A 26,977-nucleotide genomic window follows, 5' to 3' on the forward strand; every position below is an offset into this window, starting at 1 on the left:
TAGATTATATGACACAATATATCATCTATGCAGTGGGGTGTAAATATATGATTGTGCGGATTATGCAAGGAATATGGGATATTTTTAGCTACTATGCACAATGACAATGACATGGATTCGGATTATGATGTAGCTACAAAACAATTTTGTGTTATATAACCTGACAACAACAAGGGATTGGGGTTGGTACAAATGAAATTAGTGGTGAATCAGGTTGGGAAAAGCTTTGGAAGCAGAACGATTTTGAAAAATGTAGATCTTACAGTTAACTCGCATGAGTTTATTTGCATACTTGGCCATAGCGGATGCGGCAAATCGACGCTGTTAAATATGATTGCGGGTTACCTTCTGCCTGATGATGGTGCGATTACCGTAGATGGAGAAGAAATTAAGGGGCCTTCCAAGTCGAGAGGAATGGTATTTCAGGATCATGCCTTATTCCCTTGGATGACCATAAAGGACAACATTGCCTTCGGCCCAGAAGTGCAGAAGATGCCAAAAGCACAGGCGAAGGAAACCGCAATGGAGTTTCTGAAGCTGGTAGGGCTGGAACAATACGCCGGACATTATCCTGGTGAATTGTCGGGGGGCATGAAGCAGCGGGTAGGCATTGCAAGGGCGCTTGCGAGCAAGCCGGACATTTTGCTAATGGATGAGCCGTTTGGCGCACTGGACGTACTGACGCGAGAGACGATGCGAGTAGAGCTGCAAAAGATTTGCAGTCAGCTCAAACCAACAATCCTGTTCGTGACACACAGCATAAGCGAAGCGGTTTATCTCGCGGATCGTGTTGTCGTGATGAAGCATGGTGAAATTGCAGAAATTTTTGAGGTCGGAATCAAACATCCGCGATCTTCCCATTCTGCTGGTTTTGGCGAAATGATGAGCCGCATTGAACGGGTTCTTATGGATGAGGAGCATCTGGAGCTAGCGCAAGCAAAGGTGGGGTCATAATGAACGGAGCCAAATTATCTACCGTGAAGGACACAGGAAGCATGCAGGCTTCACGGACGGGGACGACGGTAATAAGCAAGCAGGCGCGAGGCAAACGGCCATCGGCAATGAATCAGTTTTTTCAGAAATATAACATCCTCCCATCCATAATGTTTTTCGTTTTTTGGGAACTGTTCTCTAGAGTGAATGAAACGGCAAAGTTTTTTAATCCGAACTTTCTTCCTGCACCGACCGTGCTGCTATCGGAGGGCTGGGAGCTCGCGAAGACGGGGATTATTACAGACAGCTTGATCTCTAGTACGATTCGAATTGCGCTTGGCTTTGTTATCGGAAGTGCGGTGGCGGTAGGGGTTGGCGTCATCATGAGCAAGTTCAAAACGGTTGAACGATGGTTTTCGCCCATTCTTAACTTAGTTGGCCCGATTCCGACCTTGGCGCTGCTGCCCTTGTTTATTATCTGGTTCGGGATCGGCGAGTTTCCGAAGGTTCTGCTTATTGCGTGGACGACGTTTATCCCGGTACTGGTGTACACGCTGGACGGCTTTAAGTCGGTGCCTTCCACGCTGATCCGATCTGCGCTCAGCTTGGGTGCGACGGAGCGGCAAATTTTCACGAGAGTGATGCTGCCGTCAGCCATTCCGAATTTCCTCGTTGGCGCGCAGGTGAGTCTGGGCTTATCCTTCTCGGCGCTCATCGTCTCCGAGATGATGGGGGCCAAATCAGGGCTTGGCTACATCATCGTAGATGCGAGAAATTATTTTAAAATATCGAATATGTTCATTGCCATCATTCTGATTGGCCTAGAATATAGCTTGTTTTCTTACCTGCTGAAGCTGGTTGAGAAGAGGGTAATGGCTTGGCGTAAAGGCGGACTTCGAGATGCCATCGAGAAGTAACGCTACATACGAAGCTGAAGCAGTACAACTAAAAAGAGATAAGTGGAGGGAATATCAATGAAAAAATCGGGAAAATGGTTTAAATCTGCAATTGTCCTTACGTCGTTAACTTTTGTGCTTGCTGCGTGCGGCGGCAACGAGAAGGCACCAGCAAATGCAAATGCAAATGCAAATGCGCCGGCATCCACTGAGCTTGAGATGAAAGATCTAACGCTAGTTGGTGTTCGTGATGCACAAATCTCATCGCAGCAAATTATTGCCGACAAGCTTGGTTATTTCAAGGAAGAAGGGCTTAATGTAACGAGTCAACTGATCGAGAGCGGGCCGGATATCGGACCGATGGTTGCTGGCGGCAGCGCACCTGTAAGTATTCAAACGAATTTTATGGATATTATTTTGAAATCAACTGACATTCCGGTCAAAATCATTGCGCCGCTCGCACAAATTGCTGGCACGCAAGCGGTTGTAGGTTCAAGTAAGCTTGAGCTGAAGAGCGCGAAGGATCTTGAAGGCAAAACGATTGGTATTCCAAGCGGTGCTGACGTTACGATTGCAATCAATAACATGGCTAAAGAGCTTGGTGTAGATGCAAGCAAAATCAAATATGTAAATCTTGCACCGAGCGACGCGGTTGTCGCTTTGGAGAAGGGTGACATCGATGCGCTGGCTGCTTGGGAGCCGTTCATTACGAAGGCGATTCAAGGCGGCGGCAAGTTCCTCTTCAGCGGCACGAAGAGCGAGCTTCCTGACAAGCAAGGTGATGTGAATTGGATGAGCGTGCATACGACGATCCAAGTTTCAGATGATTTCCTTAAGAAAAACCCGAACACTTTAAAAGCTGTCCTGCGCGCTTTGAAGAAAGCAACGGATTATATCAATGACAACCGTGAGGAAGCGATTAAAACATTAGCGCCTGAGCTGCACCTTAGTGAGGAAGAGCTGACTCAAATCATGTCACGGAATGTGTATTCGATGGAAGTTGGCGATACCTACGTGAATGGAAGCAATGGGCCTGCTGTCGGCGAGTATCTGAAATCGGTCGGCAACATCAAATCGATTCCTGCTCCAGCTACCTATCATGATCTGAGCCTGCTGAAAGAGGTAGATGCAAGCTTAATAGTTACGGAACTGAAATAGAAACAGAGCTGAAAAAGTAATAGATTGCGGCTAAAACATGCTCAACTCCTGAAGATGATTAGTTTTACACAAATAGGTAGTTAATAGGGCCGCGGACCTCGTTGTCCGCGGTTTATTTCATTAGCAGCGCAGCTGCTTCGCGATTTGGCAGATTCGGCTCTTAAACGGCATGAAAGTGACTGGGCAATGAAAGGCGGAGGGTGAGATGGTCGGACGAGAGAAGCTGGATGTATTGATCAAAAACGGCAGCGTCGTATTGAAGGATGAGGTGCGAATGCTGGGCATAGGAATCAAAGCGGGAAGTATTGTTGTGCTTGGCGAGAATCTCGATGATATAGAGGCGAATTTGGTAGTGGATGCAGCGGGCTTAACGATTATGGCTGGCATGATTGATGTACACGTCCATTTGAATGAGCCGGGCTTGGGAGAGTGGGAAGGCTTTGAGACGGGGTCTGCTGCTCTCGCTGCTGGCGGCTGTACCACCTATGTGGATATGCCGCTAAATGGCATTCCGCCTACAGTCACTGTGGATGCTATGCACCAGAAGCTGGCGGCTGCAGAGGGGCGTTCCTATGTGGATTATGCCATCTGGGGCGGTTTAGTACCTGGCAAGCTGCATGAGCTTGCGCCTTTGGATGAAGCTGGAGTGGTTGGTTTTAAAGCATTCATGTCATCGCCGGGTGATCCGAGTGAGGATGCGTTTCGAGAGGTGGATGATTATACGCTGCTCGAAGGCATGAAGATCATCGCGGGTCTAGGCAAGGTGCTAGCTCTTCATGCCGAGAGTGAGCCGATTGTAGCTAAGCTTGGTCAAGCGATGCGGGCGGAAGGACGATTGACGCCTGCTGACTATGTGGCCTCGCGGCCTATTATTGCTGAGCTGGAGGCTATCAATCGGGCACTCTTTTATGCGGAGCAAACGGGCTGTGCGCTTCATTTTGTTCATATTAGCAGCGAAGCGGGCATTAATCTGATTACGGCTGCGCGTGAGCGCGGGATGAACGTTACGGTTGAAACCTGTCCGCATTATTTAGCTTTAACGGCGGCTGATTTGGATCATAAGGGAGCGGTGGCGAAATGCTCTCCGCCGCTGCGAGATGCCAAGGAGCGGGCGAAGCTGTGGAATGCTGTTGCCGAAGGGCGAGTGGATATGATTTCGTCGGATCATTCGCCTTGTCCAGCCTCGATGAAGGAGGCGGACAACTTCTTCGAGGCTTGGGGCGGTATCGCCGGAGCGCAAAGCTCGGTAGAGCTCGTTGTGGGAGAAGGCCATGTGAAGCGGGGGCTGCCGCTCACGCTGATCAGCGAGCTGCTGGCAAGCGGGCCGGCAAGGCGATTTGGACTGCAAGATTCGAAGGGTGAAATACGCATCGGTGCAGACGCTGACCTTGTGCTGATTGATTTGAACAAGTCTTATACGCTGGAAGCAGAGCAGCTGTATCAACGTCATAAGCATAGTCCGTATGTCGGTGAAGAGCTTCATTGCAAAATAAAGGCTACCTTTGTAAGAGGCCGCCTTGTCTATGAAGAATCGGAAGGGTTAAGCGAGATTATGCAAGGCGAGTGGGTTAGGCGCTAGGCTTAAGTTAATGGAAGGAGGAGCAGCTATGATGCGAAGTGTACTTTCCCATCCGAGAGAGAAGGAACGGCTATTATCGTATTTCGAGACGCAGGTTGTGCAATTATTAAATTGGCTGGCAACATATAGCCCGGATGAAGAAGGCGGCATAACGCGGCTGCTTTATACCGAGGGATGGCTGGAGACGCAGCAGGCGCTTGCGCTCAAAATGGAGAGCTGCGGTCTAACGACGGAGTTTGATAACGTTGGCAACTTATTCGGGAAATTACAAGGCGATGATCGGGATGCGCCTTCTATTATAACAGGCTCACATATTGATACGGTTATTCAAGGCGGTCATTATGACGGAGCCTACGGCATTGCGGCGGGTTTGCTGGCACTTGATTATTTGCAAAAGCAATTCGGCAAGCCGAAGCGAACGCTGGAGCTTGTATCCCTCTGCGAAGAGGAGGGCAGCCGATTTCCGATGGCTTACTGGGGATCGGGCAGCATCGCCGGCAAACGAAACTTTGAGCAAATTGTACATTTGCAGGATGCTCAAGATGTATTTTTTGCGGATGCAATGCAGCAATGCGGCTTTGGCGAAGGAACGGGCAGGGATAGCCGCCGACATGATATTGGTGCGTTTATTGAGATCCATATCGAGCAAGGGGCGGTGCTGGAGCGGGAAGGCGTCGCTATCGGTGTAGTGGAAACAATTGCTGGCCAGCGGAGACTGAAGTTTGAAGTCATTGGCGAATCGAATCATGCGGGAACAACTCCGATGCATATGCGCAGGGATGCGCTTGAAGGGGTTAGTGCGATGATTGGGGCACTGCGTCAAGAGGCTATGCGGCTAGGATCGCCATTAGTGGCGACCGCTGGCAGGCTGCAGGTGTTTCCGAATGTACCGAATGTCGTTCCGGGAAAGGTTGTATTTACTGTAGATGCGCGTCATGCCAATGAACAGGCTCTCGATAGCTTTTGCCGCTGGGTCGTACAGCGTTTTGCGGCATTGGCTGGTGAGAGGCAGCTGCAGATTCATGGGACGGAGTGGTTTAGGGAAGAACCGGTTCCGATGAATGACGTGCTTAAACAGCATATGGATCATATTTGTGGTGAAATGGGCATTTCTTCGAAACGAATGGTTAGCGGAGCGGGGCATGATGCACAAATGTTTGAGCATATTTGTCCGACTGCGATGTTATTTGTTCCAAGTAGACGAGGCATATCGCATTCACCGGAGGAGTATACAGAGCCTCGTGAGCTTGCGGTTGGTGTACTCGTGCTGACAGAGCTGCTGTATCGACTAGGCTATGAGGGGGAAGAGCTATGAAGCTATACAAAGATTTGGCGCCGTCACCGCGTACGATTATGACACCAGGCCCAGTCGAGGTGGATCCGCGGGTGCTGCGGGCGATGTCGTATCCGATATTGGGACAATTTGACCCAGAGTTTACGGCATTAATGAATGAAACAATGGAGATGCTGCGCCAATTATTTAAGACCGATAATGAATGGGCATTCCCTGTGGATGGGACGTCGAGGTCGGGGATAGAGGCTGTTCTTGTAGGCTTGATCGAGCCTGGCGATAAGGTGCTTGTGCCGATTTATGGACGCTTCGGCCATTTGCTGACCGAGATTGCGAAGCGCTGCGGAGCTGAGGTTGTAACGCTGGAGAAAGATTGGGGCAGTGTATTTTTAACGGAGGAAATAGTTAATGCCATAAAGGAGCACAAGCCTGATGTCGTAGCTCTTGTGCATGGCGAGACATCAACGGGAAGAATGCAGCCGCTCGAAGGCATCGGGCAAGCGTGCAGGGAAGCGAATGCGCTCTTCGTTGTGGACGCTGTTGCGACAATTGGCGGTATTGAGGTAGCAACTGACCGCCTGCTCATCGATGCGGTAATTGGCGGCACGCAGAAGTGTTTATCCGTACCGGCAGGCATGGCGCCGATTACGTACAATAAACGTGCAGAGATGAAGTTGCTCAGCCGCAAAAAGGTTGAAAGAGGGCTGCTTCTCGCTGACGACGAGCATGACCCGCTGCTGCGCCCGATACAAAGCAACTACTTGGATTTGAGTCAGCTGCAGGATTATTGGAGTCCGGCTCGGCTGAATCATCATACGGAAGCGACGTCCATGCTTTATGCGCTTCGTGAAGGGCTGCGGCTTGTGCTGGAAGAGGGGCTTGAGGCGCGTTTTGCACGGCATCGTGAGCATGAAGGAGCGTTGATTGCTGGTTTGGAAGCAATGGGCTTGCGTCTCTACGGCGACCCCGCCTGCAAAATGACCGTCGTTACTTGTATTGAAATTCCGGCTGGCATAGACGGAGAATCTGTACGTTCGATGCTGCTTGATCATTACGGCATCGAGATCGCCAGCTCCTTCGGTCCCTTGAAGGGGAAAATATGGCGCATCGGCACGATGGGCTACAGCTGCAGCAAGCGCAACGTGCTGCTTACGCTCGGCGCGCTGGAAGCCGTTCTGCTGCGACACGGTCATCAGTTGGTTGCAGGCCGGGCACTGCAGGCGGCTATGGATGTTTATGGGATGTAGATCAAACAGCTTGCTCCCTTGTATAAGGTGAGAGCAGGCTGTTTGTTTTGGATCAAGAGCAGTATGATTTGTAGATTTATTTTAGTTGGTGGGCTTTAGGTTCTGGCACTTTGGTCTTTAGGTTTTGATGTCTTTGCTCGTTAGGGAGCGGGCTGGCACTGCAGGCAGCTATGGATTTACATAAGATGTAGGTTAAATAGCATGCTTCTTTATTAAAGGTGAGTACGGGCTGCTAGATTTGAACCAAAAAGGAATGACTTATAGATTTTTTATTGGGTGAGTTTATGCTTTTGGACTTTGGTCCTTAGTTTTAAATGAATTTTCTCGCTATCCCGTACCGTGATTGTTGCGCGTTGTTGCTGACGGTTGATTACTATAGTCTATTTGGCTAACTAGTTGTATTGATGCGGCTATCCTGCACATTTGCAGTAACTTACACTAATTTAGGGGTAAAACCTCTCTATCCTGTATTTCTGCAGGAACTAGCTCGTAATTCGGTATTGCAAGCTTGTAAATGAGATGCTATATGGTATAAATACAACATAGATGCTCCGAATTGAGCTAATCCAGCCGCTATCCTGCATTTCTACAGGATAGCTTAATTCACAAGGGTGATTAAATAGCACAATCACTAGCGCGATGCGCTATTGCAGTTAATTAGAGTAATTAACAAACGCAATCACTAGCGCGATGCACTATTGCGGTTAACTATCATAATCAACTAAAGCAATCACTACCATAATTCACAATTCCGATTAGCTGTTTACTGGTGAAATGCAATACTGATCATGATTCCCTCACTACGCCCTATTAGAATAAGAGCTCAAGCGTGTCTTTTTTCAGCTCATAATATCTGATGGTTCTCCCTTTGGATACGGATTGGAGCCAACCTTTGTCAGCTAGTCCGGCAAGGAGCTTACGGGCTGTGCGGAAGTTGAGCTTCCACGCGTTGCAAACATCAATTGGACGAATAGGGCGACCGAGCTGCCATGCGAGCAGGAGCAAATCTTTTTCAATTTTTGAAACGGGATTTATATTTACTTTATGCAATAAATAAGGTCCGATAACGAGCTGAAGCAAAGAGCGGCATATTTCTGGTCGATCTTTAATATCGTCAAAAGAAAAATGGATCATTTTCCAGCCTAATGCAGTTAAGAAAGTGTCACGATTTAGTGAGTAGCTGAATTTCTCGCGATCCATGTCTTTGACATGAGACTGAAAACCGTCGCATTCTATATCAAAACGCCCAAAAGGCGGGAGAAACGCAAAATCAAGAAAATACGATTTGCGGTTCCGATCATAGACTTCATATTCTGGGTGCAGGTAATCAAAATTGCCGAATACCGGCCACCATACATTTTGAAGAAGGAGCTTCTCGCCATAGCTGTGTCCTCTTAATAATCTCGCTTTGCGTTCACCGCTTCTCTTTTCTAAATGTTTCTCAATAAAAAGCGTGTGCATATGTTCAAAAGTGTGCATGATGTGTTCCCTCCTTATATTTGGACAAAAAAAGAACGTCCCTTTGCCATGAGCAGAAGGACGTTCTTCGTCTTTTTTCGTATCGTATGAAATTGGTCTCTTAACTAGTTGTTGATATAGCGCTCAAAAATAGCGCCAAAATCCTTGATGCGATATTGCTTATGCGTATTTACAAGCCAGTTGAACGCGGATTTGTTCAGTCCGTCGAATTGTTCGACGACGTTGAAGTCGCCTTTATGGATTTGCTGCAACGTTGTGGATGCGAGATCCAGGCTCCGTCTTGCATATTCAAGCGAGATTTCGTTCTCGCGTGTAATTTCTGAGATTTTGATAAGTGCTTTATAAAGGTCTTTCAGCTCTTCGATATGCTTCTTATTTACATCAATTGAAAAGGGGATTGAGCCAATCGAGAACTTGATTTCAACGTCAAGGTCGACCGTGCCTGCCGTTTCCAATGCAACCTGTGAAATTTGGTTCGCGCTATAAGAGTAACGCTTCAATGTCCGTTTTTTGCTTAGTGCGCTTTTGCCGTCCAAATGAATGAGTGCAAGGTTTGTGAAGCAATATTCGTCGGTTTTTGACTTAATGAGAAAATAAATTTTCTCGTTATCCTCATGCATGACGTAATCGTCAGAATCGGCTTTGCTGAAATCTGCGGGCTTGATGATCGCGCCAATATCACTTATTCCAAGGGCATCTGCTGCTAATTTACCAAACATTTTACCATTCCTCTCATCGTTGCGTGGAATTCACACCTACTCATTATATATTAAAAAATGGAAAATATGATAGTCCATTTGTCGTATTTTAGCGTTGTGTGATACTGGATAATCATCTGTTTTATTAGCGGCTTATTCACAAACTTTTGCTGCGTTTATATAGAGAGGCTTATCTTACTATACTTCAATCAATCGTCTTACTAAATTTTTTATCGGATGGATAAAAAACGGGAAATTCAACAAACTGAGGAGATGGAAAGGAGGAACGTGACATTGAGTGAGCAACGAGAGGATTCGAACACGCTGCGCAGAGGTTTGAAGGCTCGGCATATGACAATGATATCGCTTGGAGGTTCTATTGGTACGGGTTTGTTCCTTGCGAGTGGCGGTGCCATTCACTCTGCTGGGCCGGGAGGAGCGGTGCTTGCTTATTCGCTGATTGGCATTATGGTATATTTTCTGATGACAAGCTTAGGGGAAATGGCTACCTATATGCCTGTATCTGGAACGTTCAGCACCTATGCAGCACGTTTTGTTGATCCTTCGCTTGGCTTTGCGCTTGGCTGGAACTATTGGTACAACTGGGCGATAACGATTGCGGCGGAGCTGTCTGCAGCCACGCTTATTATGAAGTTTTGGTTTCCGAACAGTCCGTCTATTTTGTGGAGCGGTCTATTTCTATTGTTAATGCTTAGCCTTAACCTTCTGTCTGTTAAGGGTTACGGCGAATCGGAATACTGGCTTGCCATGATCAAAATTGTAACGGTAATCGTGTTTATCGCTATCGGCTTGATGATGGTGATCGGCATTTGGAATGGGAAAGCGGTGGGCATAAGCAATCTGACGGACAATCCGTTTCCTGCTGGTTTTCTAGCTACGTTAGGCGTATTTATGGCTGCGGGCTTCTCTTTTCAAGGAACGGAGCTAATTGGAGTCACGGCTGGCGAGAGTGAGAATCCTAGAGAGAATATCCCGCGTGCCATCCGTTCTATTTTTTGGAGAATCCTCTTGTTCTACATATTGGCGATATTGCTAATTGGCATGTTGATCCCTTATTCAAATGCGCAGCTCGCGAGCGGGGACATTTCGACGAGTCCATTTACGATCATTTTCGAGAGAGCAGGTCTTGCCGTAGCGGCTTCAATTATGAATGCGGTCATTTTGACCTCGGTATTGTCAGCAGGCAATTCCGGTATGTATGCCTCTACGCGGATGCTTTGGGTGCTGGCGAAGGAGGGGAAGGCCCCTCGTTTTCTGGCTAAGCTGAACGTGCGCGGGGTTCCTGTAGCGGCGCTCCTTGCGACGGGGGCTCTTGGCATGCTCGCTTTCTTAGCTTCCTTCTTCGGTGACGGCGTCGTCTACGTGTGGCTGCTGAATGCTTCGGGGATGTCTGGCTTTATCGTTTGGCTTGGCATTGCAATTAGCCATTATCGCTTTCGCAGAGCTTATGTATCACAAGGCCACAAGCTTGAGGATCTGGCCTATTTGGCGAAATGGTTTCCGATTGGTCCGATCCTAGCTATGCTGCTCTGTATTGTTGTGATTGGCGGTCAGTTTATCGGCGCGCTCAAGGATGGCCGTATTGATTGGGCTTATATCTTCGCCTCCTACATTGGCATTCCCCTTTTCCTTGCCATCTTTATCGGACACAAATGGAAGTATCGTACTCGAATGCTGACGCTGGCAGAATGTAAGCTAGATCCGGAGGAATAGTCTGAAAAAAAGCTCCCAACCGTTATGCGCTGAGGCATAAGGCTGGAAGCTTTTTTAATAAAATTGATAAAAAAATTAGTCGAGTACAGCTGTAATATGAGCTTTAGTAATCGACCAGTGGGACGTCGTCCACACTTTTTCTTTTTTCTCGATAAAAATAATTTGCGGGGACTCATGCTTAACGGAAGTATCTTCAGCGATTTGGTTGGAAACCGGACGCGATTCGATAACTTTTACAAGCACGTATTCCACATCTTCTCTTGGTTTCCCATCAAGATATTGATTGAATTCTTGGTAAGCATTAGCGCTGACCGGGCAAGTGGTGCTGTGCTTGAATATAACAAGTGGACGAGTAGCTGAAGCTTCATAGACGTTGTTCCATTCTTCAATGGACGTGATTTCTTTGTATGACATAAGGGGAACACTCCTTTTAATCTGCTGTGCAGAAATTAATTAAAACCGTACATATAGTATAGCGCTTTTTGACGAGTAAAGTCATTTTTTTGTCGTTATGCCCTGAGCCATATTGCTATTGTATGAATCGGGTATTGCAATCGGAATTGGAGCGTGCTATGATAACGGAAGTCGAAATGACCATTTTAGTTTTTTGGTCAGTTTTTAAAGTGATAAAGGAATGAAATGCTCGGAGGTGAAGGAATGGCCATTGATCGACGACAGCAGATTGTGAATGCTGCGGGGAAGTCGTTTGCATTGTTTGGGTATAAGGCGACGACCATGGATCAGGTAGCGAAAATTGCGAATGTAGGCAAAGGGACTATCTACACGTTCTTTACGAATAAAGAAGAGTTGTTCCACGAAATTATGAAGAAGCTTATTATTGAAATGAAGCAGGTTGCAGAAAAAGTTGTTGATCCTAATCGATTATTCTTCGATAATTTGAACGCTGCGCTCGAGCAGCTGCTCGATTTTCGCGAGGAACATGAGCTTGCACTTAAGCTATCGCATGAGGTACGCGAGATTGGTACGCCCATGGCGCTGGAGGGTATACAGCAAATAGAGAAGGCAGTCGTTGGTTATATTCAACATCAAATCCAGCTGGCGATCGATAAGGGCGAGATTAAGCCTTGTGATCCAGAAATGACTGCGTTTGTTATGCTCCGCTTGTATATGGCGCTTACGGTAGAATGGAAAAAAACGCATGAACCGCTGAACAAACAGCAAGTAGCGGAAAAATTGCGATTCTATATGCAAGTAGGATTGGCTCCGGAATAACCTGGATGCCTTTTTTTACACAAAGAAATGACCGAATGAGAGAACTGGTCAATCAGTAACTGGGAGAGTGGACGATTTGAAGTTCAAAGGTTTAAAGCAGTTTGGTAAAGAATTGTCCGGAATCGGCCGCAACAAAATGTTGTTGATATCGGTAATTGGCGTGCTGATGATTCCCGTTATGTACTCATCGATGTTTCTGGGGGCGTTTTGGGACCCGTACGGAAATTTGGATAAGATGCCGGTAGCTGTCGTTAATGCGGATAAAGGGTATGAATTTAACGGCGAGATGATGCATATTGGCGATGATTTTGAGGCAGAGCTAAAGGGAAATGAAAAATTAGAATGGCATTTCGTAAGTAAAGAGGAAGCCGAGGCGGGAATGGAAGATCATAGCTACTATTTGGCCATTGAGATTCCTTCTGATTTCTCGGAGAAAACAACCACTTTAACTTCAGATAAGCCAACGCCGGCTAAGCTTACGTATTTAGCTAATGAGAGCTATAACTTTTTAGCTTCTCAGATTGGCAGCAAAGCAGTCGACACCATGAAAATGGAGCTTAACAAAGAAGTGACGTCGGCTTATACGCGCACTGTGTTTGAGCAAATGGAGGAGCTCGTGAACGGCATAAGCAAAGCGAGCGACGGTGCAGGTGAAATTGCTGATGGGACGACGAAGGCGAAGGACGGAGCCGTACTCATCGAGAAGAACTTAGCGAAGCTGGTCAGCGGATCGCTTACGCTCAAAGAGGGAGTCGCTAAGCTGAACGATGGCGGCAAGGCGCTTGGCAAAGGCAGTGCCGAGCTTAGCACGGGCACGTCTGACCTATCTAGCGGCCTGGCGCAGCTGCTGGCAGCGCAGAAGGAGCTTGGTGCGGGAGCAGCATCGCTCGGTGACGGCGCGGGCTCGCTTGGAGCCGGAGCGGTGAAGCTTAGCGACGGCTTGTCGCAATTAGCCGGAGCGAGCGGACAGCTGGCGGGAGGCGCGTCGGACGCGCAGCAGGCTGCGGGGCAGCTAGCAGGCGGTCTTAAGGAATCAGCTGCGGGCGAGGAGCAGCTGAAGGCAGGAGCGTCGCAGCTGGCGAATGGGCTGGCGCAGCTGGGTCAGGCGAATCCCGAGCTGGCGGAGAGCGAAAGCTTTGCGTCTTTGCTCAAAGCGAGCCGAGAGCTTGCGGCGGGTCTGGAGAAGTCTTCAGAAGGACAGAAACAGCTAAGAGACGGGGCGTCTAAGCTGAGTGACGGCCTAGTCAAAGTATCTGATGGACTAGGAACCTTCGATAAAAAAGTCGAGGAAGCAGCGGCCGGCGGCAAGCAACTTGGTGCAGGCGCAGAGCAAGTAGTCGCTGGTGCGAAGAAATTTTCAACCGGCATGAATCAGTTCGGCTCGAAGCTTGCTGAAGCAAGTGCCGGCGGAACAAAGCTTGCGGCAGGTGCCAAACAGCTGAACAGCGGGGCAGCAACGCTTACGTCCGGACTTTCCCAGTTGTCCTCAAGCATTACGCCATTTGTTAATGGGTCGGTAGAACTGGAGGATGGTGCGCAGCAAGTAGCTTCAGGTTTGTTGAAATTGGAGGATGGCACTCAGGAGCTGTCAGGCAAGCTGAATGAAGCGTCGGATAAGACGTCTGATCTAAAGCTGACCGATACGATGGTGGATATGTTCTCCGATCCAGTGAAACTTGATGTAGAAAAAGTAACGAAGGTAGATAACTACGGTACGGGTCTTGCGCCGTATTTCCTATCGCTTGGATTATATGTAGGAGCTATGCTATTAACGATTGTATATTCGGTTCGTGAACCGGCTGTTCGTCCAGTTAACGGCTGGAGCTGGTTTTTGAGTAAAGCACTCACTTTAGCGCTAATCGGCACCATTCAGGCATTGATTGCGGATGCTGCTCTTATTTATGTGCTGAAGCTGGAAGTGCAAAGCATGGGCTTGTTCGTCATGTACTCCATACTAACCAGCATTACGTTTATGATGATTATTCAATTCCTAGTTGCTTCAATGGGCAATCCGGGACGATTTATCGCAGTTATTTTGCTTATTTTCCAATTAACGAGCTCTGCGGGCACATTCCCTATCGAGCTTGTACCTGGATGGTTGCAAAAAGTATCGCCGTTCCTGCCAATGACTTACTCGGTCAAAGGCTTTAGAGATATTATCTCAAGCGGAGATTTCAGCTCGATGGCTGGATATGTTGCAATTATGGCGGGCATTGCTATTCTGTTCGCAGTGCTTTCTTATCTGTACTTTACTTTGTCCCATCGGAAAACGAAGGACGATCAGTTGGAACCAGCAGTTCCGGCATCTGTTTAATTTAAAAAAGGGCTAGTCTCGGATAATCCGTGACACAGCCCAATATGCAAAGACGCTCTCAAACACGATGAAAAGTGGATGAGAGCGTCTTTTTTTTGTATGCAAATGTAGCGCAAGGAAGTGAGGTGAGCCGGACTAACTCAGCAGAGTCATATAAAAACGGCTGACCATTTTGGAAGGGATCATTTAAGATGATCTCTTCTCATTCGGCCAGCCGTTAATTATCTGCTATTCGTGAATTTCAGTGAGCAATTGACCAAGCGTCTCGAGCGCTTGCTCTTCCTGTTCGCCGTCAATTTCCAAAGTCACTTCTTCATTCATCGCAATACCAAGTGTCAGCATGCTAAGCGAGCTTTTGCCGTTTACTTTTTTCCCTTTGGCGATGACGCTGATTTTACAAGGAAAGGTGTTTGCTGTTTGGACGAAGGTTTTAGTTGGGCGTACATGAAAGCCCGTCGGATTGATGATAGTGTAAGTTTTGCTAATCATGATGTATCACTCCGTTTCTTGTACGTTCTACGAATTGTGTAATTTCCTGAGTGCTCCGCATAGTCAGAGCTTGATTGGCATGAACCGACCATTCGGACTGGTCAAGCTGTCCGATCAGCTCTCTTGCTTGCAGAATCGAACCTGCGCTCATGCTGAATTCATGCAGGCCAAGGCCGAGCAGCAAGGGGATTGCCGTCTGATCGCCTGCCATCTCGCCGCACATGCCCACCCATTTGCCTTCCTTCTCAGCCGCTTGAATAACGAAGCTGATGAGGCGAAGCAAGGATGGATGCCATGGCTGGTATAGGTACGATACCGTTTCGTTCATACGGTCTGCCGCCATTGTATATTGAATCAAATCATTAGTGCCGATGCTAAAGAAATCAACTTCAGGAGCGAAAAGATCGGCAGCGACTGCCGCGGCTGGAATTTCGACCATCATGCCAATTTCGATATGCTCGGCAAGCTGTACGCCTTCGGCGATGAGCTTCTGCTTTTCTTCCTCAAGCAGCTTCTTTGCCTCGAGGAGCTCCTCTAATACGGCAATCATCGGGAACATGATTTTCAAATTGCCGTAACGGCTGGCGCGGAGAAGCGCCCGCAGCTGCGTACGGAACAAGTCTTGTCTATCGAGACATAGGCGCAGCGCGCGCTGTCCTAAGAATGGGTTGCTTTCCTTTGGCAGCTCCATGTAGGGGAGCTCCTTGTCTCCGCCTATATCAAGCGTCCTGATGACGACTGGCTTAGGGCTCATTTTCTCAAGTGCATATTTGTAGCTGGTGAACTGCTCCTCCTCCGTTGGGAGGGAGCTGCGCCCCATATATAGAAATTCGGTACGAAAAAGTCCAATTCCTTCGGCGCCGTTGTCGATTGCCCGCTGAATATCTTCCAAGCTGCCGATGTTGGCTGCCAGCTCTACTTGCTTGCCATCCTTGGAGAAAGTGAGCTTATCCTTCAGCTTGCTTAATTCCGCTCTGCGCAGATCATCCTTTTGTTTCTTTTCTTGATAGGCTGCCAGCTCTTCTTCCGTAGGCTCAATTAGGACAATGCCTTCAGCCGCATCAACGATAATGACGGCTTGCTCTTTCATATCGTGAATCGCTTGGCCAATCCCTACGATTGCTGGTATTTCCAATGACCGCGCCATAATGGCAGAATGCGAGGTGCGGCTGCCTATCTCTGTGACAAAACCGCGTACGAAGTTCAAATTAAGCTGAGCGGTATCTGAAGGCGTCAGATCGCGCGCAACGATAATACACTCCTCCGACAGATTGGCTAGGTCAGTATGTGGAACGCCGCGCAAATGACTCATGATGCGTCCGGATACGTCCTCAATATCAACGGCGCGTCCTCTTAGCAGTTCATCAGCCATCGATTGCAGAAGGTCGATAAAATGTTTAGCTATCTCATGGAGCGCAAATTGAGCATCTATGGATTCTTCGGCTATTTTCTGCTCAATCGCTTCAATGAAATCAGGATCTTCCAAAATCATCAGATGACCTTCGAATATTTCGGCTTTGTCTGCTCCGAGGCGCTCCTCTGTTTTTGTGCGAATCGCTTCAACCTCTTCACGGGTGCTTGCAACAGCACGGCGGAACGTTTCTATTTCCAACGCACTGTCTTGCACAGATTGCTCAGTCGGTATGAAACGCTCGGATGCGAGATGGAAGACCGGGGCAATGGCGATACCCGGTGATGCTGCTATCCCTTTAAGTGCTAATGTCATTAACTTCAGACTCCTTTCGCCGCAGATTGGAGGGATTGCTCCAGCTTGCGGTATTGCTCTGCCGCTTGTATATGAAGCGGATGCTGCTCATCTAAACCTGTATATTTTGTTATCGTAGAATGAAGGCCTAGTTCTTTAATGGAAGCTTGCAGCTCGGCAGCTTCGGGATCATCTACAGCATTAAAATGTAAAGCCGCTGCCATAGCCGTGGTCAAATGAATGGCAGGCATGCCGTATTTATAAGCTAATGAGGCCGGTCTAACTAGACGGTCATTCGGAGAAATCTTGCGAATAGGCGAGCGGCCGATTCGAACAACCTCATCTACCAAGTGAGGATTAACAAAGCGCTCCAAAATTTGCTCAACATAAAGCGAATGCTCTTTCTCATCGAATTGATACGTTTTGATAAGCGCAGCTCCTGATTCCTGCAATGCGCCTCGTACCTCTGCCAATATCTCTTTGTTGTTCATCGCTTCTTGAATCGTCTCGCAGCCTTTAAGGAAACCGTGATACGCTGCAACGCAATGCCCTGTATTAACAGTGAACAGCTTGCGCTCGATATACGGCTCCAGTTGATCGACGTAGTGTACTCCGTCAATTTCCTTAAGCGAATTAAGCAATGGGGAACGCTCTACAGTCCACTCATAGAAAGGCTCGACCATAACTTCAAGAGGGTCTTCATTTTGCTGCAGCGGAACGATACGGTCAACGGCGGCGTCAGGGAAAACGATATGCTGATCGGCTTTCTCCTGTACATCCGCAGATAGATGGCCATAAACGAATTGCTTCAAAATCGTGCTGCCGCCAAGGGCATTCTCGCACGCAATAACCGGAAGAGCGGCTTTGCCGCTCTCGATTCTAAGCTCAATTCCTTTAGCAACCGCAGCGGCGATATGCTTCAGTACTGATACGCCAACAGCGGTTGTGACGATATCCGCTTCTGCGATAGTCTTAGCGACTAAATCTATATTTTTACCGTCAATAGCAGTTATATGGTCAACTAGATACGTGTCGCCTTGCTCGTTTGCAATCTTAACCGCATATTGCCCTTTTTCCTGCAGCTGCGAGACAAGCGAATCATTTACATCAACAAAACATACCTCGTAGCCTGCGTTATGCAGCAGTAAGCCGATAAAACCTCTGCCTATGTTGCCTGCGCCGAAGTGAACGGCCTTCATGATTCCATCCCCGATTCAAAGATAGAAATCAATTCTTGCTCCGATGAAGCGTTCAAGATGCGCTGCATATCTTCTTCCTCAGACACGAGTACAGCAACATTGGTCAAAATATCAAGGTGATCGTCGCCTACAGCCGCTAGGCCGATAATTAATTGAGCAGGCTCTTCGCCGCCGAAGTCTACGCCAGCCGGTACGGTAATAATGGCCATGCCTGTGGATTTAATAAGTGCTTTCGATTCATTCGTGCCATGAGGCATGGCAAGCCCTCCGCCGATATAAGTGGATAGAGACTCCTCACGCTCAATCATTTTGTCGATATACGACTGCGGAGCATGCCCTGCGTCAACAAGCATTTGTCCAACCATGCGGATCGCTTCGTATTTGTCCTTAAGGTTAACGTTTAATTTTACTTTCTCTGTAGATAGAATGGTCATGATTATTCTCTCCAATCCAATTTGGTTTTTATATATTGTTCCAGCTTCTTTGAAATAAACAGCTTAATGCTTGCCGCATCGCCATGCGCTAATAAAGCAAGCAGATCCGGCAGCAGCAGCATTGCGCTAATTTCACTTAGCAGCTCAAGGCTATAGGAATCAAGCTTGAGAGGGCCGAGCATCATCAACAGGTGCTTGGCCTGCGCATCTTCATCCTCGCCTAGCTGCAAAGTTCGATCATATCGATATAAAGCAAGCAGTGGCTCTTTAATCCATTCACTGCGTGTATGAAGCAGGGCAAGCTCGGTATCTGGTATGACCAGACTTCCTTGCAGCTCTCTTGCGAGCAGCTGATCGGCTATTTTTTCGCGATTTGCATCGATATATGGCTTTCCGATTAAGGAAAGCATGCTCGGCAGCTGGTGTTCCAATCGATCTTGATCTGGCAACAGCGTTAAATCATGCACATGGAAGCCGTCAAGCAGCTGAAGAACGATGCCGGAATACAGCTGAAGCTGAAGCAAGCGATCCAGAGGTGACTGGCCTGCCGTCTCTTCATTTGCAGATAGGGAGGGAGCGGCCTTCTTCAAGGTAGTGCCCTCTATATAGCTGCGAAGCTTATTTGTTTCTTCCGACGTGAGCAGAGGACTCAGCTTAATATAGCGGTCGGGCTCTAACGGCAAGTCAACAGTTGAAATGATCAAATCATAGCGGCTCGGCGGAAGCCTTGTCGCTTCATACCATGAATAATGACCGATCAAGTCGATTTGCGGCAGTACATTAGCAATTTTGACAGCTAAAAGCTTGGATGAACCGATGCCGCTCGTGCAAACGAGAACAGCTCTTATTTTTCTTGGAAAAGGCTTTAACCGCTCAAGGGAAGCTCCAAAATGCATAACGATATAACCGATCTCCTCGTCAGGCACTTGTAGAAGCGGATAAACCTGTTGTACAGCGCTTTGAACAATGGAAAACAATATAGCGTAATCTTTTTTGATCGGCACTAACATCGGATTGCGGATGGCGATACCATCCTTAATGCGCTGAAAGGCTGGCTTTATATGCTGAATAAGTCCTTCCTCTAGCGACCGATCCTCCATGAGCGACATGTTAAGCTGATCCTCGACATAACGGATGAGCAGTTTGACGCCTTCAATGGTCGGCATATCTTCATGATGAATCAACAGACCGTTATCTAGAAAAGCTTCGCTATTCAGCAATTGTGAAAGATATGTTTTTTCTTCTATTGGGAGCTGTAGATTGAGCACACCCAGCAAGCTTCGCAGCAATGGAATGATTTCATCAGAATGACGATATTCGCTTGCTGAGACAAAGCAGTTGTTCTCTATTCGGGTTAACGCAACCGACAGCTTAATAAGCAATCTTGTATAGTTAGATTCGGACAACGTGTGTGGCCATTCGTCATTTAGTTCCCATAGCGCATGCTCGAGCCGCTTAAAGTTTTCTTTGCCGATCATGTCGAGCAGCTGTGCTGTGATCGGGTTTGAGACTGTAAGGTTCTTGAATTGACCGAATAGATCGGAATCGTCGAGATGATTTATGGCAAGCAAGCTAATCGAATGACGCTTATCTTCTTCAGATCCAATAATTTCAACGCCATACCCTCTTCTGCGAACAAGGGTCATCCCATGTTTATTGATCAGTTCCTCCAGCTCATCGAGATCATGGCTGATGGTCGGCATCGTTACGCGCAGCTCATGGGCGAGTGCAAACAGCTTTATCGGCTCGTCATGCTCAAGCAGCCTGCAGAGAATAACGATTTTTCGTTCTTCAGCCGAATATTCAAAGTAATCAGATGGCTCAAACGATTGTTTGAATCGCTCAAGAGTATCCGAGTCTGCTTCTACTTGAATACCAAGCCCTGCTATTTTGTGAAGTGCAATGCCGTTTGCGGCAAGTAACGATTCGATATCGACAAGCTCGCGATGGATCGTCCTTGTGCTCGTACCGACAATGGACGCGATATCGGCTGCGGTAATTTCTTGCTTTTGACTCAGCAGCAGTTCGATAATTCGACGTTGCCTAGTTGAGGCTTTGATAGGCTATCCTCCTTAGCAGAAGAATGGACTTAACGCCGACAGTAAACTGTCAGCGTTAAGTATGAAGTCATGAACTTAGTCTTTGTACGAGCAAGTCATACTCTGGACTTTTAAGGAAATTATCAATGGAAATATGCTCTGCGTTTGGCGCCTTTAGGCGTGCGCGGTCAGTCAATGTTTTATGGGTGATAACGATGTCGGCATCGCCTGGAATATCGTTGATGGCCGTGTTGATAACGGTAATCGGCAGCTCGGCTGCATTTATTTTTTTGCGCAATATGGAAGCGCCCATCGCGCTTGAGCCCATACCCGCATCGCAGGAAAATACAATTTTGTTCACTTGCTCTTTCGTTAGCTGTACTTGTTCTGCGGCAGGTGAAGCAGCATTGCCTTTGGATTCAGCTTTCATTTGCTGAACTTTTTGTGCAGCGAGCTCAAGCTCGTTGTCGTTATCTTCTGCCTGCTTGCTTGTTTTCAGAAGTACGGCAGAGACAAGGAATGAAACGATTGTTGCGACGACTACACCGCTTAGCATGGCTAGTAGTCCGCCTTTTGGCGTCATGGTGATATAGGCGATAATGCTGCCTGGTGATGGCGCGGCGACAAGACCAGCTCCGAAGATGGAGAAGGTGAATGTACCAGCGACACCCCCAGCGATAGCTGCGATAATCAAACGCGGATTCATTAGAATATACGGGAAGTAAATCTCGTGAATACCGCCGAAGAAATGAATGACAACAGCGCCTGGCGCCGATTGCTTAACCATTCCTTTTCCGAATACCCAATAAGCAAGCAAAATGCCAAGGCCAGGTCCTGGGTTGGATTCCAGCATGTAAATGATGGATTTGCCGGCTTGTGATGCTTGATCCAGCGCGAGCGGACCTAGTATGCCGTGGTTAATCGCGTTGTTGAGAAACAGTACTTTAGCTGGCTCGATCAAAATGTTCGCAAGCGGCAGGAAACCTGTGTTGATCAGCCACTCCACACCTGAAGCGAGTACTTTGCTTAATGCGGCTACGACCGGCCCGATTCCTTTGAAGGCAATCAGTGCAAGACCGCCGCCAATAATGCCGGACGAGAAATTGTTGATGAGCATTTCAAAGCCCGAAGGAATCTTTCCTTCAATAGATTGATCGAATTTCTTCAGCACCCATGCGGCTAGCGGGCCAACGATCATGGCTCCGAGGAACATTGGAATGTCCGCCCCAGCAATAACTCCGAGTGTGACTATTGCGCCGACTACGCCTCCGCGTACGCCGTGAATCATTTGACCACCGGTATAGCCGATGAGTATAGGGAGCAAGTAGGTAATCATCGGTCCAACAAGTGTTGCTAGGCTTTCGTTCGGAAACCAGCCTGTTGGAATAAATAGTGCCGTAATGAGTCCCCATGCAATAAAAGCGCCAATATTCGGCATGACCATGCCGCTTAGAAAACGACCAAATCGTTGTACGGAAACTTTAACTCCGCCGGATACCGGTTGCTCGGATGTCAGTTTACTCATGCTTAAACCTCCAATTTATAATAATGTTCACTAACTGAACCTGAATTAATCGTAATGTATAGCGCTTTCATATTCAATGAATTGAAAAACAGGTTGCGTCATGAGCATTGTTGACATCATTTTTCCTTTTAGTATTGCTGATTTTCGGGGATGCTGTATAATCACTATTGTTTCTTCTAAAACTGCAAAGGGGAATGCGATATGCAAGACCAAACGATTATTCGTTTTGAACATGTGACAAAACAATATGCTCATAATGCTGCTGCTGTCCTCAAAGATGTCAGCTTTACAATAGAGCGAGGCAAATTTTATACGCTGCTTGGTCCGTCCGGCTGCGGCAAGACGACGGTGCTCCGGCTAATAGCTGGCTTCACTGAACCATCAGAGGGTCAAATCTATTTCCATAATAAAGTGATAAACCGGGTTCCTGCGAATGAACGTCAAGTGAATACGGTTTTCCAGGATTACGCTCTTTTTCCTCATCTTAATGTGTTCGAGAATGTTGCCTTTGGCCTGCGAATCAAGAAGATGAAAAATGCGGATGTGACGAATAAAGTGAAGGATGCTCTTCGTTTCGTAAACTTGGACGGTTACGAATCACGGGAGATTTCGGAGATGTCCGGCGGTCAGCGGCAGCGTGTTGCCATCGCGCGGGCGATCGTGAACGAACCGGAAATTATTTTGCTGGACGAGCCGTTATCCGCACTTGACCTTAAGCTTCGTACGGAAATGCAGTACGAGCTGCGCGAGCTGCAGCGCCGACTTGGCATCACATTTATATTTGTTACGCATGACCAAGAGGAAGCGCTGGCGATGTCTGACGAAATTTTTGTTATTAATGAAGGAAAAATTCAACAAAGCGGAACGCCAACAGATATTTACGATGAGCCGATCAATCGCTTTGTTGCGGATTTTATTGGTGAATCCAATATTGTACCCGGCCGAATGGCACGTGACTTCGAGGTGGAGTTCGCTGGTCGTTCATTTGAATGCGTCGATCAAGGGCTCACGCCAAATGAGGCTGTTGATATTGTAATCAGGCCAGAGGATTTGGAAATAACTTCTTCAGAGAACGGTAAGCTGCAAGTACGTGTAGATTCACAATTGTTCCGCGGCGTACATTACGAGATTTGCTGTTACGATGAATCAGGCAATGAGTGGCTTGTCCATTCCACTCGCAAAGCTACAGTAGGGGAGCAGATCGGATTAACCTTTGACCCAGAAGCCATCCATGTTATGAGACTAGGTGAAACGGAAGAAGAATTCGATAAGCGTCTTGAAGCATACAGCGAGGCCGCAGATGTCGAATAAATCACGTAGTTTTTATCTCATACCGTATATGGCTTGGATTGTGTTATTTGTTATAGCGCCGATCGTGTTAATTGCCTATTACTCCTTCTTTGATGTAGAGGGCAACTTCACGCTGGACAATTATGTGAAGTTCTTTACGCCGGTTTATATGAAAATGACGCTTAGCTCCTTCTGGTACGCGTTTCTGATAACCGCAATATCATTGTTTGTCGCGTATCCGGCTGCTTATTTATTGACAAAAACTAAGCATAAACAGCTCTGGCTGCTGCTTATTATACTGCCTAGCTGGATCAATTTGCTGCTAAAGGCATATGCGTTTATTGGCTTGTTCGGTACATACGGCTTTGCAAATTCCGTACTGGAAGCGATCGGCATTCCGAAACAGCAAATTTTGTTTACGGACTTTAGCTTTATCTTTGTATCCGTATATATCTTTATCCCATTCATGATTTTGCCGATCTTCAATGCATTGGAGGAAATGAATCCGACGCTTGTGTATGCGGCGCGTGACCTTGGCGCATCTGCGTGGACGACGTTCCGGCGTGTTATTTTTCCGCTAACGATCAGTGGTGTGAAGTCCGGCTGTATGGCTGTATTTATACCTGCATTATCTCTGTTCATGATTACGAGGCTTATTGCCGGCAATCGGGTTATTACGCTAGGTACAGCAATCGAGCAGCATTTTCTCGTGACGCAGGACTGGGGTATGGGTTCGACGATTGCTGTGTTCTTGATTCTAGCAATGGCGGCGATGATGCTGTTAACTGGCAATCGAAAGCGAGGTGCGGCAGATGCGCGGAAAAAATAAATGGTCGAACATCTATCTCGTACTCGTGTTTGCAGTACTCTATGCGCCTATTTTCTATTTAATGTTTTATTCGTTCAATAGCGGCGGCTCGATGCGTAATTTCGAGAGCTTCACCCTTGATTATTACAAAGAGGTTTTTGCGGATACGCGTTTACTCATTATTGTCCTGAACACGTTCGTTATTGCGCTGCTGTCCGCTGCAATTTCGACGATTCTTGGTGTTATTGGTGCGATAGCTATTCATCACATTCGCAGCAATCGACCGAAACAATCGCTTTTGACGCTCAATAATGTTTTGATCGTAAGTCCCGATGTTATTATCGGTGCGTCCTTTCTTATCCTATTTACGATGATTGGCATCAAGCTGGGCTTTGTGTCCGTCTTGCTGTCGCATATTGCGTTCAGTGTTCCGATTGTCGTTATTATGGTTCTGCCGAAGCTGCAGGAAATGAGCTCAACGTTGATTGATGCGGCGCATGATCTTGGTGCCAGCTCGTGGCAGGTGCTGACGCGCGTCGTGCTTCCATTCATCAGACCGGGCATATTCGCAGGGTTCTTCATGGCGCTGACGTATTCGCTAGATGACTTTGCGGTAACGTTTTTTGTAACCGGCAACGGCTTCTCGACGCTGTCTGTTGAGATCTATTCACGGGCGCGCCAAGGTGTGTCGCTATCGATTAATGCGTTGTCGACACTTATTTTCTTATTTACGATCATTCTGGTTGTTGGTTATTACTTCATTAATCAACGAAATATGAAGCCGTCAAGCAAGGAGGGGCACTAATGACACAGCTGGTGCGTATGTTCGTAATCGTGTTTGTTGTTTCATTTGGCCTCATCTACCTGACTTCGTATTTGAATGATAGTGAAGGCTACAGCGGAAGCAATACACTGACGATTTACAACTGGGGCGATTATGTTGATCCCGAGCTGCTTGGCCGCTTTGAAGATGAGACGGGCATTAAGGTCATTTACCAAACCTTCGATTCGAATGAAGCGATGATGACCAAGATTGGACAAGGCGGTACGACGTTTGATGTGAGCATTCCCTCTGAGTATGCGATTAGCAAGATGAAAGAGGATGGTTTGCTCTTAAAGCTCGATCATTCGAAACTCCCGAATTTAAAATATATCGATCCGCGTTTCATGAATTTATCATTTGATCAAGGCAACGCTTATTCCATTCCTTATTTTTGGGGGACTGTCGGAATTGTGTTCAATCCAGAGCTAGTCGGGGACCTGACCTTCTCCAGTTGGAATGATCTATGGGATAAAAGCCTGCGCAACCAGATCCTGCTACTGGACGGTGCTCGCGAGGTTATGGGCATGGGGCTTAACTCTTTAGGTTATTCGCTGAATGATACGGAAGAGGCTCATTTGCAGGAGGCGAAAGCGAAGCTGCTCCAGATGACGCCTAACGTGAAGGCGATTGTCGGAGACGAAATCAAGATGCTGCTTGCAAACGAAGAAGCGGCAGTCGGTCTTGTTTGGTCGGGTGATGCATCGGAAATTATGGATGAGAACGATAAGCTTGATTATATCGTGCCAGAGGAAGGCTCGAATCTTTGGTTTGATAATATGGTTATTCCGAAGACGGCCAAAAATATCGAAGGTGCGCATCAATTTATCAACTTCATGCTGGACCCTGAAGTGGCTGCTCAGAATGCGGAATATGTCGGTTACTCGACTCCGAATGAGGCGGCGCTGGCGTTGCTGCCTGAGGAGATTGCGACCGATGAGCGTTTTTACCCAGATGAAGAGCTGACTGAAAGGCTTGAGGTTTACGACAACCTCGGCAAAAGAATGCTGGCCCACTATAACGAGTTGTTCCTCGAGTTTAAAATGCATAAGAAATAAACAAAAGAGATAGCGTTTTTCTAATGATTCCCATGCTATGCTGGATGAGATATTTCCAGATGAGGCGGCAAATGTGAATAGATGGGGCGGAGAGCATGAATAGCAGATGGATGAATTACGGCGGTCTTATACTAATCGCTGTTGTGTGGGGAGCGAACTTCGGCATATCGCGGTTAGCTATGGAGTCGTTTAATCCCATCGTTTTCTCGTTTTTGAGATTTGGATTGGCTATTCCGTTTTTCTTTCTCATTCTTAAGCTAAGAGAGGGCAGTGTGGGCATTCCGTGGCGAATCGTGCCGAAGCTTGCTCTCATTGGGCTAGTTGGCATTACACTGCTCGAAATTACGGTAATGTACTCGATTAAATATACGACCTTAGCCAATGCGTCGCTGCTGAACGTAGCGCCGTGGCCGATCTTCGCTGCATTGTTTGCCCCTTTATTCATGCGCGAAACCATCACGAAGAGACTCATTGTTGGCGGAGCGATATCCATTGTTGGAGTATGTTTCGTCATACTGGGCGGCGGTGAAAGCTTCAGTCTCTCATCTGACGATATGATCGGCAACTTAATGGCGCTTGGAGTCAGCATTGTCGGTCCGTTATTTAATCTAAGCTCCATGTCGCTAATGAAGCAATACTCTGCTCTGCGTGTAAGTACGTGGACGATAGCTTTTGGATCGTTGTTTATGCTGCCGCTCACCTTTGGGGCTTGGGGGCAAACGGACTGGTCGGCTCTTCAGGCGGGGCATTATTTATCCATTGGCTATAATGTATTGATTTGCACTGTTGTCGCTTTTGTAGTTTGGAATGCATGTATGTTCAAGGTTGGCGCAACGCGCTCTAACTTTTTCCGTTATGCGGTTCCGGCGGCGGCTGTTGTAGCTGGGTATGTGATGTTCGATGAGAAGATCGCGCTGCTGCAAATGTGCGGCGCAGGTTGCATGGCCGCTGGGCTGATATGGATCAGCATCGAGAGCAAATCACGAAGCAAATCGTCCGTGAAGACAGTGGAGACGAATGGTTAATTCTTGTGATTCATAATTGCGGT

General features: G+C 47.5%; 23 protein-coding genes and 1 pseudogene. 14 read left to right on the forward strand and 10 right to left on the reverse strand.

Annotated features, from left to right (window positions below):
* The first annotated feature begins 192 nt into the window (after positions 1–192).
* The 6 genes from AC1DOV_RS01060 to AC1DOV_RS01085 all read left to right on the forward strand — a co-directional run bounded on the left by AC1DOV_RS01060 (position 193) and on the right by AC1DOV_RS01085 (position 7,104).
* Positions 193–954, forward strand: a complete 762-nt coding sequence (locus tag AC1DOV_RS01060; RefSeq protein WP_339206353.1) for an ABC transporter ATP-binding protein — start codon at positions 193–195, stop codon at positions 952–954.
* A gap of 41 nt (positions 955–995) precedes the next feature.
* Positions 996–1,850 (forward strand): ABC transporter permease, encoded by an 855-nt coding sequence (locus AC1DOV_RS01065; RefSeq protein ID WP_441878021.1) that lies wholly within the window; start codon positions 996–998, stop codon positions 1,848–1,850.
* Positions 1,851–1,907: 57 nt separating this feature from the next.
* Positions 1,908–2,987, forward strand: coding sequence for an ABC transporter substrate-binding protein (locus AC1DOV_RS01070; protein ID WP_477548925.1), 1,080 nt, complete (start codon positions 1,908–1,910; stop codon positions 2,985–2,987).
* Positions 2,988–3,192: 205 nt separating this feature from the next.
* The gene (locus AC1DOV_RS01075; RefSeq protein WP_477548926.1) at positions 3,193–4,566 is read left to right on the forward strand and encodes an allantoinase; all 1,374 of its coding nucleotides are present in this window, start codon (positions 3,193–3,195) and stop codon (positions 4,564–4,566) included.
* 28 nt (positions 4,567–4,594) lie between these two features.
* Positions 4,595–5,881, forward strand: a complete 1,287-nt coding sequence (allC, locus tag AC1DOV_RS01080; RefSeq protein WP_477548927.1) for an allantoate deiminase — start codon at positions 4,595–4,597, stop codon at positions 5,879–5,881.
* A complete protein-coding gene (locus AC1DOV_RS01085; protein ID WP_477548928.1) occupies positions 5,878–7,104 on the forward strand; it encodes a pyridoxal-phosphate-dependent aminotransferase family protein in 1,227 nt (408 codons plus the stop codon). The genes allC and AC1DOV_RS01085 overlap by 4 nt, the downstream gene beginning before the upstream one ends.
* Positions 7,105–7,914: 810 nt before the next feature.
* On the opposite strand, the gene AC1DOV_RS01090 is transcribed toward AC1DOV_RS01085, so the two are convergent.
* Entirely contained in the window at positions 7,915–8,583 is a 669-nt protein-coding gene (locus AC1DOV_RS01090; RefSeq protein ID WP_477548929.1) for a PDDEXK family nuclease, read from the reverse strand.
* A gap of 104 nt (positions 8,584–8,687) precedes the next feature.
* On the reverse strand, positions 8,688–9,302 hold the full coding sequence (locus AC1DOV_RS01095) for a PH domain-containing protein (RefSeq protein ID WP_339206364.1): 615 nt from the start codon (positions 9,300–9,302) through the stop codon (positions 8,688–8,690).
* A gap of 252 nt (positions 9,303–9,554) precedes the next feature.
* Between AC1DOV_RS01095 and AC1DOV_RS01100 the strand changes: the two genes are divergently transcribed.
* Entirely contained in the window at positions 9,555–11,015 is a 1,461-nt protein-coding gene (locus tag AC1DOV_RS01100) for an amino acid permease (protein ID WP_477548930.1), read from the forward strand.
* A 75-nt stretch (positions 11,016–11,090) separates the two neighbouring features.
* On the opposite strand, the gene ytxJ is transcribed toward AC1DOV_RS01100, so the two are convergent.
* Positions 11,091–11,429 (reverse strand): bacillithiol system redox-active protein YtxJ, encoded by a 339-nt coding sequence (gene ytxJ, locus AC1DOV_RS01105; RefSeq protein ID WP_076268487.1) that lies wholly within the window; start codon positions 11,427–11,429, stop codon positions 11,091–11,093.
* A gap of 243 nt (positions 11,430–11,672) precedes the next feature.
* Between ytxJ and AC1DOV_RS01110 the strand changes: the two genes are divergently transcribed.
* A complete protein-coding gene (locus AC1DOV_RS01110; RefSeq protein WP_076268486.1) occupies positions 11,673–12,248 on the forward strand; it encodes a TetR/AcrR family transcriptional regulator in 576 nt (191 codons plus the stop codon).
* Positions 12,249–12,324: 76 nt separating this feature from the next.
* On the forward strand, positions 12,325–14,562 hold the full coding sequence (locus AC1DOV_RS01115; RefSeq protein ID WP_477548931.1) for a YhgE/Pip family protein: 2,238 nt from the start codon (positions 12,325–12,327) through the stop codon (positions 14,560–14,562).
* Between the two features lie 228 nt (positions 14,563–14,790).
* Here the strand turns inward: AC1DOV_RS01115 and AC1DOV_RS01120 are convergent, their stop codons facing one another.
* From AC1DOV_RS01120 to AC1DOV_RS01150, 7 genes and pseudogenes are all read right to left on the reverse strand, one after another.
* Entirely contained in the window at positions 14,791–15,051 is a 261-nt protein-coding gene (locus tag AC1DOV_RS01120) for an HPr family phosphocarrier protein (protein WP_339206371.1), read from the reverse strand.
* A complete protein-coding gene (gene ptsP, locus AC1DOV_RS01125; RefSeq protein ID WP_477548932.1) occupies positions 15,044–16,777 on the reverse strand; it encodes a phosphoenolpyruvate--protein phosphotransferase in 1,734 nt (577 codons plus the stop codon). Before ptsP ends, AC1DOV_RS01120 begins: the two co-directional genes overlap by 8 nt.
* A 5-nt stretch (positions 16,778–16,782) precedes the next feature.
* Entirely contained in the window at positions 16,783–17,955 is a 1,173-nt protein-coding gene (locus AC1DOV_RS01130; RefSeq protein ID WP_477548933.1) for a mannitol-1-phosphate 5-dehydrogenase, read from the reverse strand.
* Positions 17,952–18,389 carry a PTS mannitol transporter subunit IIA gene (locus AC1DOV_RS01135; protein WP_339206377.1) on the reverse strand — a complete coding sequence of 146 codons (438 nt, stop codon included), beginning with the start codon at positions 18,387–18,389 and terminating at the stop codon, positions 17,952–17,954. The genes AC1DOV_RS01130 and AC1DOV_RS01135 overlap by 4 nt, the downstream gene beginning before the upstream one ends.
* A 2-nt stretch (positions 18,390–18,391) precedes the next feature.
* The gene (locus tag AC1DOV_RS01140; RefSeq protein ID WP_477548934.1) at positions 18,392–20,092 is read right to left on the reverse strand and encodes a BglG family transcription antiterminator; all 1,701 of its coding nucleotides are present in this window, start codon (positions 20,090–20,092) and stop codon (positions 18,392–18,394) included.
* 183 nt (positions 20,093–20,275) lie between these two features.
* A pseudogene (locus tag AC1DOV_RS01145) lies at positions 20,276–20,449 on the reverse strand (HTH domain-containing protein); the annotation flags it as partial.
* Between the two features lie 67 nt (positions 20,450–20,516).
* Positions 20,517–21,953, reverse strand: coding sequence for a PTS mannitol transporter subunit IIBC (locus tag AC1DOV_RS01150; protein WP_477548935.1), 1,437 nt, complete (start codon positions 21,951–21,953; stop codon positions 20,517–20,519).
* A 201-nt stretch (positions 21,954–22,154) separates the two neighbouring features.
* Between AC1DOV_RS01150 and AC1DOV_RS01155 the strand changes: the two genes are divergently transcribed.
* From AC1DOV_RS01155 to AC1DOV_RS01175, 5 genes are all read left to right on the forward strand, one after another.
* Positions 22,155–23,264, forward strand: a complete 1,110-nt coding sequence (locus AC1DOV_RS01155; protein ID WP_076268479.1) for an ABC transporter ATP-binding protein — start codon at positions 22,155–22,157, stop codon at positions 23,262–23,264.
* Complete coding sequence (locus AC1DOV_RS01160) at positions 23,254–24,072, forward strand: ABC transporter permease (protein WP_477548936.1); 819 nt, start codon at positions 23,254–23,256, stop codon at positions 24,070–24,072. Before AC1DOV_RS01155 ends, AC1DOV_RS01160 begins: the two co-directional genes overlap by 11 nt.
* A complete protein-coding gene (locus AC1DOV_RS01165) occupies positions 24,056–24,856 on the forward strand; it encodes an ABC transporter permease (protein ID WP_076268477.1) in 801 nt (266 codons plus the stop codon). Before AC1DOV_RS01160 ends, AC1DOV_RS01165 begins: the two co-directional genes overlap by 17 nt.
* On the forward strand, positions 24,856–25,929 hold the full coding sequence (locus AC1DOV_RS01170; protein ID WP_477548937.1) for an ABC transporter substrate-binding protein: 1,074 nt from the start codon (positions 24,856–24,858) through the stop codon (positions 25,927–25,929). Before AC1DOV_RS01165 ends, AC1DOV_RS01170 begins: the two co-directional genes overlap by 1 nt.
* A gap of 95 nt (positions 25,930–26,024) precedes the next feature.
* Entirely contained in the window at positions 26,025–26,954 is a 930-nt protein-coding gene (locus AC1DOV_RS01175) for a DMT family transporter (RefSeq protein ID WP_477548938.1), read from the forward strand.
* Positions 26,955–26,977 lie beyond the last annotated feature (23 nt).

This window comes from Paenibacillus sp. 01T47 (genome assembly GCF_056398245.1).